Origin of the sequence: Streptomyces tagetis, assembly GCF_018069565.1 — a bacterium.
Taxonomy (GTDB): Bacteria; Actinomycetota; Actinomycetes; order Streptomycetales; family Streptomycetaceae; genus Streptomyces; species Streptomyces tagetis.
This window is the reverse complement of sequence record NZ_JAGPNL010000005.1, coordinates 16,308-28,609: the sequence shown is the minus strand read 5'-3', so window position 1 is coordinate 28,609 and position 12,302 is coordinate 16,308. Positions and strand designations below refer to the sequence as shown.

The window sequence follows — 12,302 nt, the reverse complement described above, 5'->3', positions numbered from 1 at the left end:
AAGGAGCCCGGCCACCCGGGTGGGGGCGGGCTCGGCGGGACCGCTCAGCGGGACGCCAGCTCGCGCGGTCCGAGCGCGGCGGCGTGGGCGTCCATCCGCTCGGCGGCCAGGATGGCGACCGCCGTGTCGGCCCGGGAGGCCGCCACCACCAGGGCGCGGCCCGCCAGGGCGTGCGCCCGCCGGTGCAGGGCCATCCGGCACGGTTCCGGCGTGGAGCCGGTGGCCGGCACCCGGACCGGTGCCTGGCCCGACCGCAGCCGGGCCACCTGCGCGGCGAGCTGCTCGGCCGCGGTGTCCAGCCCGTCCGACGGGTCCAGCGCGCGCAGTTCGTCCGTGGTGGCGAGCAGGGCCGAGAGATGGCCCGCGAGCTGGATGTCCAGCTCGTCCTCGCGGGAGCGGTGGGGGAAGGAGGGGGCGCCGGCCACCGTGCTGTGGACCGACTTGGCGCGGATCGGTTCGTACATGGGACGGCCTCCTGACGGCTTACAGGACACCATCCTAGCTTGGATTCGGTCTAAAGTTGAGTCATTCACAAAGAAGGATGAGGTGTACACGGTCCGTGTCCGCGGGCGCGGGCGGGCGCCCGGTCAGGGCTGGCCGTAACCGTCCAGGAAGCGGCCGATCCGGTCCACCGCCTCGCGCAGGTCCCCGGCGGTGGGCAGGGTGACGACCCGGAAGTGGTCGGGCTCCGGCCAGTTGAAGCCGGTGCCCTGGACCACCATGATCTTCTCCTGCCGGAGCAGGTCCAGGACCATCTGCCGGTCGTCCTTGATCTTGAAGACCTGGGGGTCGAGCCGGGGGAAGAGGTACAGCGCGCCCTTCGGCTTCACGCAGGTCACGCCCGGGATGCTGGTCAGCGCCGCGTGCGCGGCGTCGCGCTGCTCGCGCAGCCGGCCGCCCGGCAGCACCAGGTCGTTGATCGTCTGCCGTCCGCTGAGCGCGGCGACCACACCGTGCTGGCCGGGCATGTTGGCGCACAGCCGCATGTTCGCCAGGACCGTCAGTCCCTCGATGTAGGACTCGGCGTGCGCGCGCGGACCGGAGATCGACATCCAGCCGACCCGGTAGCCGGCCACCCGGTACGCCTTCGACATGCCGTTGAAGGTGAGGGTGAGCAGGTCCGGGGCGATCGCGGCGGTCGGGGTGTGCACCGCCTCGTCGTAGAGGATCTTGTCGTAGATCTCGTCGGAGCAGACCAGCAGGTTGTGGCGGCGGGCGACGTCGGTCAGCCCGCGCAGCACCGTCTCGTCGTAGACCGCGCCGGTCGGGTTGTTCGGATTGATGATCACGATCGCCTTGGTGCGGTCGGTGACCTTGCGCTCCACGTCGGCGAGGTCCGGCATCCAGTCGGACTGCTCGTCGCAGCGGTAGTGCACCGCCGTGCCTCCGGCGAGCGAGACGGCGGCCGTCCACAGCGGGTAGTCCGGCGCCGGTACGAGGACCTCGTCGCCGTCGTCGAGCAGGCCCTGCATCGCCATGACGATCAGCTCGGAGACGCCGTTGCCGATGAAGACGTGCTCGACGTCGGTCTCGATGCCGAGGGTCTGGTTGTGCATGACGACCGCGCGCCGGGCGGCGAGGAGGCCCTTGGCGTCGCCGTAGCCGTGCGCGGTCGACACGTTGCGGAGGATGTCCTCCAGGATCTCGGGCGGGCAGTCGAAACCGAAGGCGGCCGGGTTGCCCGTGTTCAGCTTCAGGATGCGGTGACCGGCCGCTTCCAGCCGCATCGCCTCCTCGAGCACCGGGCCCCGGATCTCGTAACAGACGTTGGCGAGCTTGGTCGACTGGATCACCTGCATGTCGTGAGCTTACGGCCCGGTCCGGTGCCCGGCAGCGTGTCGTCCGCCACGTGGGACGGGTGAATCGGGTGGTTGTGTCCCCTCCCGCGCCCCTCCCACGCGGCTCCCGCGCCCCCACCCGCGCTCCGGCTCGCGCCGACCGCCCACGCCCCGGGCGGGCGCCCCGGTCACACCGGCGTGCGCCGCACCGACCGGCCCGCCAGGACGTCCGTGCGCCGCCCGTCCTCGATGGTGAACCGCCCGTCGACCAGCACGTACGGGATGCCCGTGGGCAGCGTGCGCGGCTCCTCGTAGGTGGCGCCCGCGGCGACGGTCGCCGGGTCGAAGAGGACGAGGTCGGCCCGGTACCCCTCGCGGATTCTGCCCCGGTCGGGCAGCCGCAGCCGGGCCGCCGGACGCGCCGTGAGGTGGGAGACGCACTCCTCCAGCGAGAGCACGCCCAGCTCGCGCACGTAGTGGCCGAGGTAGTGCGGGAAGGTGCCGTACGCGCGCGGGTGCGGCTTGGTGCCCTGGAGGATGCCGTCCGAGCCGCCGGTGTGGACGCGGTGGCGCATGATCGCCCGGACGTTCTCCTCGTGGCCCACGTGCTGGAGGATGGTCGGGGCCAGCCGGTCCTCCAGCAGCAGCCGCCGGGCCACCGTCCAGCAGCTCTCGCCGCGCAGTCGCGCCGACTCCCGCACGGTCCGGCCGACGTACTCCGCCAGCGCCGGATCGCCCACGCCGGAGATCTCGATCGTCTCCCACTCCACGGGCACGCCGTGGCAGCCGTCGGAGCCGGTCTCCTCCAGGTGGTGCCGGACGCGTTCGGCGCTCTCGTCGTCGGCCAGCCGCCGCAGCACCGCCTCCGGCCCGCCCTCCCCGGCCCAGCTCGGCAGCAGCGCCACCAGCGTGGTGCAGCCGGGGGTGTAGGGGTACGTGTCCAGGGTGATGTCGGCGCCGGAGTCCAGCGCGTCGTCGAGCAGGGCGAGCAGCTCGGGCGCCCGGCCCCGGTTGACGCCGAAGTTCATGGTGGCGTGCGCCAGGTGCAGCGGGCAGCCGGCGGCGCGGGTCAGCTCGACCATCTCCGCGTACGCCTCCAGGGCGCCGGCGCCGTAGGAGCGGTGGTGCGGGCAGTAGTAGCCGCCGTACGAGGCGACCACCCGGCACAGTTCGGTCAGCTCGGCCCCGTCGGCGTACATGCCCGGCGTGTAGGTCAGCCCGGAGGAGAGGCCCACCGCGCCCTGCTCCAGGCCCTCGGCGACCAGGCGGCGCATCCGCTCCAGCTCCGCCGGGGTGGCCGGGCGGTCCTCCCAGCCGACGGCGAGGGCGCGCACCGTGCCCTGCGGGATCAGGTACGCCGCGTTGACGGCGATGCCCCCATCGAGCCGGTCCAGGTACTCGCCGACCGAGCGCCAGTCGAGGTCCACGTCGTCGCCGGGGCCGTTCCACCCGGCGATGACGCGGCGGACCTCGCCGAGGGTGCGGTCGTCGACCGGGGCGTAGGAGAGGCCGTCCTGCCCGATCACCTCCAGGGTCACGCCCTGCGCGGCCTTCGCGCTGTGGTCGGGGTCCCGCAGCAGGGCGAGGTCGCTGTGGGCGTGCATGTCGATGAAGCCGGGGGCGAGGACCAGGCCCTCGGCGTCCAGCTCGCGGCGGGCCTTGGGGCGCTGGCACCCCGCCGCGGCGGCCTCCTTGACGATCGACACGATGCGGCCGTGGTCGACGACCACGTCGGCGCGGTACGAGAGGTCGCCGGTGCCGTCCACGACATCGGCGTCCCGGATCACGAGTTCTTCCATGGGGGACCTCCTTCACTGGGGGACACGGATCGCGGGGGCGTCCGGATCGGCGGGTGTCCGGATCGCGGGGCGTCCGGATCGGGGCGGGGACGAAGCGGACGGGAACGGCTGTGGGGCCGGGGCGGACGAGGACGGTTTGCCGCCGGGGCCGGTCGGGGACGGCTGTGGGCCCCGGCTCAGAAGAACGTGCGGACGTACTCCACGACCGTCCCGTCGGCCTCGGCGACCGGGACGAGCTGCCACTTGTCGAAGGACGTGCACGGGTGGGACAGCCCGAGGCCGACCCAGTCGCCCACCTCCAGCTCCGTCCCCGGCTCGGTGCGCAGCCAGGCGTGCTGGTCGGAGAGGCCGGTCACCGTGACGCCGTCGGCCGGGCGCTCGGCGCCGCCCCGGCGCACCACCCGGGCGGACGGCAGGTGCAGGTCGTAGGCGGCGTCGCGCTTGCCCGCGTTGGCGAACGCCTGCTCGGGCGTGGGCCGTGAGACCACCTGCGCCCACAGGCGGAACGCCGGCTCCAGCGCGCCTTCCCCCGGGACCCGGTTGAAGGGTGTGACCTCGCGGTAGTGGCCCTCGTCGTGCGAGACGTAGGCGCCCGAACGCAGCAGCTTGAGCACCGGCAGGGAGAGCGCCGGGACCTCGGCGAAGACGTCGGCCACCGCGTCGAACCAGGCGCTGCCGCCCGCGCTCAGCACGATCTCGTCCAGCCCCGTCCCGGCGAACCGCCCGTCCGCGTCGAAGGCGGCGGCCAGCGCCACCAGCCGCCGCAGCCACGCCCGCACCCGCTCCGGGTCCGCGTCCGGCACCTCGCCCTCGTACCCGGCGACCCCCACCAGGCGCAGGGCCGGCGCGGCGGCCACCGCGTCGGCGACCCGGGCGCACTCCGCCTCGGTGCGCGCCCCGGTGCGGGCGCCCTCCCCGGCGCCCAGCTCGACCACGACGTCCACCGGGCGGGCGGTGCCGGCCAGCGCGGCGTCCATCAGCTCCACACCGCGTACCGAGTCGACGTAGCAGACGAAGCGGAACTCCGGGTCGGCCGCCAGCTCGGCGGCGAGCCGGCCCAGGGAGGCGGCGTCGACCAGCTCGTTGGCGAGGAAGATCCGCCGGATGCCGAAGGCGCGGGCCACCCACACCTGGTGGGGGACGGCGAGGGTGATGCCCCAGGCGCCGTGCGCGAGCTGGCGGTGGAAGAGCTGCGGGGCCATGGAGGTCTTGCCGTGCGGGGCGAAGGCGAGGCCGTGCCGGTCGGCGTAGGTCTCCATCAGCCGCAGGTTGTGCTCCAGGCGCTCGGCGGAGAGCGCCAGCACCGGGGTGGCGAAACCGCCGGTGAACAGGTTCCGGCGCTGGGCGGCGAGTTCGCCGACGGTCAGCCCCCAGGCATCCGGCGGAAGGCCCTTGAAGCGGTGGTCGACGCGCTCCCCGGCCAGAGCCGCCAGCGCTTCGGAGCCGTTGTCGAGGGCCATGGAGCCTCCCTGATCTGGGAAGTTGCATTCTCTGCAACAGTCATTGCGTATATCGCTCAGTGCTGTCTAACATCTCGCCCAACACGCGGTCAACGGAGCAGCCGGGACCCGCCACCCACGAGGAGCCAGACCATCGTGACCGCCGACGGAGCCCGCAGCACCGCCCCCGACGTCGTCGACGTCGTCGCGCTCGGCGAGTCCATGGTCACCTTCCTGCCCTCCCGTCCCGGGCGCCTCGCCGACGTCCCCTCCTTCGACCGGGGCATCGGCGGCGCCGAGTCCAACGTGGCCTGCACCCTGGCCGCCGCCGGACACTCCGTCCGCTGGGTCGGCCGGGTCGGCGCGGACGGCTTCGGCGACCACCTCGTCGAGGCCATCGGCGCCTACGGCGTCGACACCTCCGCCGTCCGCCGCGACCCCGACCGCCCCACCGGCGTCTACTTCCGCACCGCCCAGGACCGCGCCACCGACGCCCACGAAGTCGCCTACTACCGCGCCGGATCGGCCGCCTCCGCCATGTCGCCGGACACCCTCGACCTCGACGCGGTCCGCGCCGGACGCGTCCTGCACCTGTCCGGCATCACCGCCGCGCTCTCCGCGGGCTGCCTGGAACTGACGCGCGAGCTGACCGCCCGCCGCCCCGGCCGCCCCCTGGTCTCCTTCGACGTCAACCACCGCCCCGCCCTGTGGCGCGACGCCGACGGACCCCGGGCCCTGCTCGACCTGGCCCGCGGCGCCGACCTGGTCTTCGTCGGCGAGGACGAGGCATGGGGCCTGGACGGCCCCGAGGCCGTCCGCGCCGCCCTGCCCGAACCCGAGGTGCTCGTCGTCAAACAGGGCGCCACCGGCGCCACCGCCTTCCACGGACCGCACGCCGTCACCGTCCCCGCCCTCCGCGTCGACGTCGTCGCCGCCGTCGGCGCGGGCGACGCCTTCGCCGCCGGGTTCCTCTCCGCCACCCTGCGCGGACTGCCCCCGCGCGCCCGCCTGCGCCACGGCCACCTGATGGCCGCCGCCGCCCTCACCGCCCCCGGCGACCTCGCCACGCCCCCCGCCCGCGACCACGCCGACCGCCTCGCCGCCCTCGACGACACCGCGTGGGGGAGACTGCGACTCGGCCCCGGCTGGACCACCCAGGACGACCCCGCGCACGCGGACCGGGCCGAGGAGGAGGTACGCACCCCATGAGCCAGACCGTCGACCGCGCGCTCAGCATCCTGCCGCTGCTCGCCGAGGGCCCCGCCGACCTCGGCCGGGTCGCCGACCGGCTCGGCGTGCACAAGTCCACCGCCCTGCGCCTGCTGCGCACCCTCCACGACCACGGCCTCGTCTACCGCCAGGCCGACCAGCGCTACCGCCTCGGCTCCCGGCTCATCGCCCTCGCCCAGGAGGCGATGGAGAACCTCGACGTCCGCGAGATCGCCCACCCCCACCTCGTCCGCCTCAACGAGCAGTGCGGCCACACCGTCCACCTCGCCGTCCACGAGGAGGACGAGGTCCTCTACATCGACAAGGTGGAGAGCCGCTACCCGGTCCGCATGTACTCCCGGATCGGCAAACCCGTCGCCATCACCGTCGCCGCCGTGGCCAAGCTGCTCCTCGCCGACCTCCCCGAGGCCGAGCGCCGCGCCCTCGCGGAGAAGCTCGACTACCCCCTCTACACGGCCCGTTCGACCCCCCACGCCGACGCATTCCTCAAGGAGCTGGCCAGGGTGCGCGAACAGGGCTGGGCCACCGACCTCGGCGGCCACGAGGAGTCCATCAACTGTGTCGCCGCGCCCGTCCGGGGCGCCGACGGCCGGGTCGTCGCCGCCATGTCGGTCTCCGCGCCGAACGTCGTCGTCACCGCCGAGGAACTCCTCACCCTGCTCCCGCTGGTGCGCCGCACCGCCGACGCCATCAGCGGCGAGTACTCCGGCAGGACCCCCGCGCACCATCCCGACAAGGACCCCGCATGAGCGACAAGACCGCCCTGACCCCCGCCACCCACACCGCCCCGCCGGCGAAGTTCTCCCACGGCGTCCGCAAGGGCAACATCCTCCAGGTCGCCGGCCAGGTCGGCTTCCTGCCGCACGAGGAGGGCAAGGCCCCCACCCCGGCCGGCCCCGGCCTGCGCGAGCAGACCCTCCAGACGCTCGCCAACGTCAAGGCGATCCTGGAGGAGGGCGGCGCCGGCTGGGACGACGTGATGATGATCCGCGTCTACCTCACCGACGTCGGCCACTTCGCCGAGATGAACGAGATCTACAACGCCTACTTCGAGGAGCAGGCCCTCACCCAGCCGCCCGCCGCCCGCACCACCGTCTACGTCGGACTGCCCGCGGGCCTCCTCGTCGAGATCGACGCCCTCGCCGTCCTGAGCTGACGGGCCGACAGCCCGTCGTACGCCACGGCCTGTCGCGGTGCCTGGCGCCGCGACTCCCTTCCCGTCATGACCCGTTGCGGTACGTCACACCGCGACTCCCTTCGAGCCGTGGTCCGTTGCGGTATGCCGCACCGTGACCTCGCTTGAACCGCAGCCCGTTGCGGTACGCCGTCACGTGGCTCCCGTAGGCCGTACCCCTGTCGCGGCACGGCGCCCGGCACCTTACGTACGCCGTACCCCTGTCCCGGCACGGCGCCGCGCACCCCGGGGTGCCGTGCCGCGGTCCCCCCTGCCCGAAAGCCTCATGTCCCTTAGCAGAGGACCCCCCACATGCCCCTTCCCACCCTTCCGCTCGCCGCGGCCTCCGACGCCCCGGCGCACACCGGCGGACTGCTCCTGCTGATCGACGGCACGGCGGGCCTGCTCACCGTCGCCGCCCTCGGCATCGCCCTGCTCCTCTTCCTCATCATCAAGGTGCGGCTCCAGCCGTTCGTCGCGCTGCTGGCGGTCTCCATAGCCGTCGGCCTGCTCGCCGGACTCTCCGTCACCGAACTCTTCGGCACCGTCCAGCGCTCCGACGCCGTCTCCACCATCGAGTCCGGCATGGGCGGCATCCTCGGCCACGTCGCCATCATCATCGGCCTGGGCACCATGCTCGGCGCCATCCTCGAAGTCAGCGGCGGCGCCGAGGTCCTGGCCTCCCGCCTGCTCGGCCTCTTCGGCGAGAAGCGGGCCCCGCTCGCCATGGGCCTGACCGGCCTGATCTTCGGCATCCCGGTCTTCTTCGACGTCGGCATCTTCGTCCTCGCGCCCATCGTCTACGCCGCCGCCAAGCGCTCCGGCAAGTCCGTCCTGATCTACTGCCTGCCGCTGCTGGCCGGGCTGTCGATGACCCACGCCTTCCTGCCGCCGCACCCCGGCCCGGTGGCCGCCGCCGGACTCCTCCACGTGGACCTCGGCTGGGTCATCCTCATGGGCGTCGTCTGCGGCCTCCCCGCCGTCCTCGCCGCCTGGGTGTTCTCCGCCTGGATCGGCCGCCGCATCTTCGTCGCCGTCCCCCAGGACATGGTCGAGGCCGCCGAGGAGGCCCGCCGCGCCGTCATCGAGGAGCAGCGCCGCGCCGGTGTCGCCCCGCGCGAGACGCCGGTCCCGCTGGGCACCGTCCTCGGCATCATCGGCACCCCGCTGCTGCTCATCCTCGCCGCGACCTTCTCCTCCATCGCCCTGGAACCCTCCACCCTCCGCTCGGTCGTCGAGTTCTTCGGCAACCCCTTCGTCGCCCTGACCCTCGCCCTCTTCCTCGCCTACTACCTGCTCGGCATCCGGCGCGGCTGGTCCCGCAAGTCGCTGGAGACCGTCTCGACGTCCTCGCTCAAGCCGGTCGGCAACATCCTGCTGGTCGTCGGCGCCGGCGGCGTCTTCGGCGCCGTCCTCAAGGCCAGCGGCGTCGCCCAGGCCCTCTCCGACACCTTCAACGACGTCGGCCTGCCGGTGATCGTCCTCTCCTACCTGATCTCCGTCGTGCTGCGGGTCGCCCAGGGCTCGGCGACGGTGGCCATCGTGACGACGGCGGGCATCGTGGCGCCGCTGCTGGCCGAGGGCGACCACTCCCAGGCGTTCGTCGCGCTCGTCATCATGGCCATCTCGGCCGGTTCCATCTTCGCCTCGCACGTCAACGACGGCGGTTTCTGGATGGTCGCCAAGTACTTCGGCATCAGCGAACGCGACACCCTCAAGACGTGGACCGTGCTGGAGAGCGTGCTCTCCGTCGGCGGCTTCCTGGTCGCGGCGCTGCTCAGCCTCTTCGTGTAGTAGTACGGGCCCGGTCCGGGTCCGGGCGGCCGGACCGGCGGTGCCGCGCGCGAACAGGGGCGCGCGTGCGCCGTCCCGGCGTCATCCGGACAACTCGGAGTGGTACCAAAGGGGGTGAAGGGAGCGCTGACTGTTCCCGGCACAGGAACGTCGTCCATACTTCCCGCGTGGAACAGCGCATAGGACCCAGCATCCAGCCCCTGACGGGCGCCGCGGCCGACCCGGCGTTCGTCCCCGGCATCACGGGCCCCGCAACGCCGCAGGACGCGAAGCCCACGGAGGAAGCGGAGCCGCGCGAGGCGGTGCCGAAGCCCGGAGAGGCCGACGACACCGCCCCCGCACCGGCCGCCGCGGCCGACCCGGCGGACGACCCGGCGGACTCCGCGGACGCGCCCGGGGAGGACGGCACACCGGAGGCGGAACCGGTCGACGGACCCGTCTTCGAGGCCGCCGACCGCCGCGCCCGGATCACCGCCGACCACCGCGGCGTCCGGCTCGCCCTCGACGACCAGGAGTGCGAGTTCCGCTGGGACGAGATCGGGGCGGTCGAGACGGAGACGCCGCGCTTCGGCAAGCGGTTCACCGTCACGGTGCACACGCCGGACCGCCGCTGGTACCCCATCGAGATCGACGCCGACTCCCGCGGCCGGTTCGCCCAGTGGGAGTCCGACCTCGACGCGGTACTGGACGCGTACTTCGACGACGGCGAGGAATCCGGCGAGCCGGAGCCGGAGCCGGAGCCGGACACGGCCGAGGCCCCTGAGGACGTCGTGGACGCCGAGGACACCAAAGACGCCGAGGACTCCAAGGCCGCCGAGGCCGCCGAGGCCGCCGAGGCCGCCAAGGACCCAGAGGAGACCGCCTCCGCCAAGGAGTAGCCCCTCCGACACCGCGGCATACGGCCGGTGGCCCCCGCCCACCGGTCGTACCGCGTTGCGCCGCCCCCCGCCGCCCGGCAGGGCTACCGCACCCGCGTCCACCGCGGGCTGAGCGCCATCTCCTCAAGCTGCTCCATGGTCAGCGCCGGGGCCTGCCGGGTGGCTTCCTGGTGCTGGGCGCCGGTGTTGAACGCGCTGATCACGACGCGCCGGCCGTCGGTCCGCATGGTGTCGACCGTCCACATCACGACCCCGGCGCCGCCCTTCTCGCCGGGCCCCTGCGACGTGGCGACCAGGGTGCCGTCGGGCCGCCTCTCGGCGTCGCCGTAGAGTTCGTCCCGGGAATCACGCATGTCGGGCTGCACGTTGACCTGTACGAGGCTGCGGCCCTTGCCGTCGTCGACGACGAGGTAGGCGTAGCCCGTCTCCTGGGCGCCCTTCGTGACGACGTCGAGCCCCTCGGGCATCAGCGACAAGAACGCCTCGGCGATACCCTCGCCCGACGGCTCCGGCATCCGGCTCGGCGTCGCCGAGGCCCCCGCCTCCTCCCCGGCCTCCGGCTCCCCGGGAATCGCGTCGACGACCCGCCGCCACACGTCGGCGGTGGCGATCTTCTCCAGCTCGGCCGGGGACAGCGGCGGCCGGTCCCGCGTGATCGGGGCGTCCTTCTCCGCCGGGGAGTTCCACTCGTTCACCGTCACGTGCTGCCCCCGGGCCGTGACCAGTTCCGCCGACCACCACTTGGTGTCCACCCGCCGGTCGGGGTACTCGTAGCCCTGGAACACCATGAGCAGCGAGCCGTCGGCCAGCCGGCGGGTGGTGCAGGCGTCGTACGCGACGAACGTCCGGTCCGGGCAGGTGGTCAGCTCCCGGACCTCCCGGCTGCCCGGCTCCACCCGGCCGAGCCCGACGCCGACGGCCGCCGCGCCCTTGCCGTCGTCGAACACGAGCCGCGCGTACGGCGGGAGTCCCGGACCCGGGCCCGGACCCTGCGCCTCCTCCTGGCCGACCGCGCCCTCGGGCAGGAGGCCCTTGAGCGCCCGGAGCAGATCGTCACCGGAGTAGGCGGCGGAAGGACTGGGGACGGTACTGCTCGTGAGCGCCGCGGCGGGTGTCTGCCGCGCCCCGGCGGAGTCGCCCCCACCCGGCAGCAAGAGCGCCCCGCCGACCCCGATCAGCGCGATCCCGGCCGCCCCGCCGAGCACTCCGGCCCGCCGCCGCAGCCGGGTCCGGTGTCCTCGGGCGAGACCACCGGCGGCCAGCGCGGCCCGGTCGGCGTCGAAGCGGTCGCCGGTGTCGCGCAAGGCGGCGGACAACCGGTCCTCGAAGGGTTCCTGGGCCCGGCTCTCGGGCATGGCGAACCACCCTTTCCAAGGTGAGGAGACGAGGGACGAAGGCGGGAAGCGGCCGTCACCGGCCCGCGTACTCGGAGAGTTCCTCGCCGAGCAGCCCCCGCAGCCGGCCGAGCGCCCGCGAGCACCGCGTCCGTACGGCCGCCGAGCTGACGTTCAGCACGTCGGCGGTCTGCTCGACGGACCGGTCCTCCCAGTACCGCAGCACGATGACGGCCCGGTCCTTGGCGGGCAGCCGGGCGAGCGCGTCCAGCAGCGTCAGCCGCAGCGGCGCGTCCCCGTCGGGGGCACCGGGCAGATCGGGGAACACGTCCGTCGCCCGCTCCCCGTTGCCGCGCCGCCTACGGTGGGCGAGGAAGACCCGGGTGAGCACGGTCTGCGCGTACGCGGCCGGGTTCTCCACCCGGGAGACGTGCCCCCAGCGGACGTACAGCCGCCCGAGGGTCTCCTGTACGAGATCCTCGGCCAGGTGCGTGTCCCCGGCGGTCATCAGACACGCGGACCGGTACAGATGCCCGGCCCGCGCCTCCGCGAACTCGCCGTACTCGTCCGCCCGCGCCCGCCTCATGCGACGCGCCCCCCGTGCTCGTCCGGTACCGCCTTCACCCCATCGATGCGGTGGGGCCGGGGAAATGTTTCATCCGGACGTGGTGGCGGACGTCACAGCAGGTGGTCGGCCTTGCCTGCCTTGATCTCCAGGATCATGCGGCGCAGCGCGTCCCGGCTGTCGGTGAGGTAGGTGTCCTCCTCGCCGGCTATGGCGATGTAGGCGTTCCCGTCCGCGTCGGTGCCCAGCCGGAAGCAACTGGCTCCCTCACCGCAGAAGGGCTCTTCCCAGGTGATGCCGTCCATGGTGCG

The 12,302-nt window shown here is 73.5% G+C and carries 12 protein-coding genes; 5 read left to right on the top strand and 7 right to left on the bottom strand.

All coding sequences use genetic code 11. The annotated features are described in order from the left end of the window. Window positions 1-44: 44 nt before the first annotated feature. From J5Y05_RS18435 to J5Y05_RS18420, 4 genes are all read right to left on the bottom strand, one after another. The gene (locus J5Y05_RS18435) at window positions 45-464 is read right to left on the bottom strand and encodes an SCO4983 family protein (protein WP_210873867.1); all 420 of its coding nucleotides are present in this window, start codon (window positions 462-464) and stop codon (window positions 45-47) included. A gap of 123 nt (window positions 465-587) precedes the next feature. Beyond that, on the bottom strand, window positions 588-1,799 hold the full coding sequence (locus J5Y05_RS18430) for a pyridoxal phosphate-dependent aminotransferase (RefSeq protein WP_210873864.1): 1,212 nt from the start codon (window positions 1,797-1,799) through the stop codon (window positions 588-590). Window positions 1,800-1,966: 167 nt separating this feature from the next. Next, on the bottom strand, window positions 1,967-3,577 hold the full coding sequence (locus J5Y05_RS18425) for an N-acyl-D-amino-acid deacylase family protein (protein WP_210873863.1): 1,611 nt from the start codon (window positions 3,575-3,577) through the stop codon (window positions 1,967-1,969). Between the two features lie 176 nt (window positions 3,578-3,753). After that, window positions 3,754-5,037 carry an alanine racemase gene (locus tag J5Y05_RS18420; protein ID WP_210873854.1) on the bottom strand — a complete coding sequence of 428 codons (1,284 nt, stop codon included), beginning with the start codon at window positions 5,035-5,037 and terminating at the stop codon, window positions 3,754-3,756. Between the two features lie 135 nt (window positions 5,038-5,172). On the opposite strand from J5Y05_RS18420, the gene J5Y05_RS18415 reads away from it, so the two are divergent. From J5Y05_RS18415 to J5Y05_RS18395, 5 genes are all read left to right on the top strand, one after another. Beyond that, window positions 5,173-6,225 carry a sugar kinase gene (locus tag J5Y05_RS18415; protein WP_210873852.1) on the top strand — a complete coding sequence of 351 codons (1,053 nt, stop codon included), beginning with the start codon at window positions 5,173-5,175 and terminating at the stop codon, window positions 6,223-6,225. Continuing rightward, window positions 6,222-6,995, top strand: coding sequence for an IclR family transcriptional regulator (locus tag J5Y05_RS18410; protein WP_210873850.1), 774 nt, complete (start codon window positions 6,222-6,224; stop codon window positions 6,993-6,995). Before J5Y05_RS18415 ends, J5Y05_RS18410 begins: the two co-directional genes overlap by 4 nt. Then, on the top strand, window positions 6,992-7,402 hold the full coding sequence (locus J5Y05_RS18405) for a RidA family protein (RefSeq protein ID WP_210873848.1): 411 nt from the start codon (window positions 6,992-6,994) through the stop codon (window positions 7,400-7,402). Before J5Y05_RS18410 ends, J5Y05_RS18405 begins: the two co-directional genes overlap by 4 nt. Before the next feature lie 330 nt (window positions 7,403-7,732). After that, entirely contained in the window at window positions 7,733-9,214 is a 1,482-nt protein-coding gene (locus J5Y05_RS18400; RefSeq protein ID WP_210873846.1) for a GntP family permease, read from the top strand. Window positions 9,215-9,381: 167 nt separating this feature from the next. Next, entirely contained in the window at window positions 9,382-10,092 is a 711-nt protein-coding gene (locus tag J5Y05_RS18395; protein ID WP_210873844.1) for a hypothetical protein, read from the top strand. Window positions 10,093-10,175: 83 nt separating this feature from the next. On the opposite strand, the gene J5Y05_RS18390 is transcribed toward J5Y05_RS18395, so the two are convergent. The 3 genes from J5Y05_RS18390 to J5Y05_RS18380 form a co-directional block, all read right to left on the bottom strand. Beyond that, a complete protein-coding gene (locus J5Y05_RS18390; RefSeq protein ID WP_210873842.1) occupies window positions 10,176-11,447 on the bottom strand; it encodes a hypothetical protein in 1,272 nt (423 codons plus the stop codon). 55 nt (window positions 11,448-11,502) lie between these two features. After that, window positions 11,503-12,012 carry a SigE family RNA polymerase sigma factor gene (locus tag J5Y05_RS18385; protein WP_210873840.1) on the bottom strand — a complete coding sequence of 170 codons (510 nt, stop codon included), beginning with the start codon at window positions 12,010-12,012 and terminating at the stop codon, window positions 11,503-11,505. Between the two features lie 92 nt (window positions 12,013-12,104). Next, window positions 12,105-12,296 carry a hypothetical protein gene (locus tag J5Y05_RS18380; RefSeq protein ID WP_210873838.1) on the bottom strand — a complete coding sequence of 64 codons (192 nt, stop codon included), beginning with the start codon at window positions 12,294-12,296 and terminating at the stop codon, window positions 12,105-12,107. Window positions 12,297-12,302: the final 6 nt, after the last annotated feature.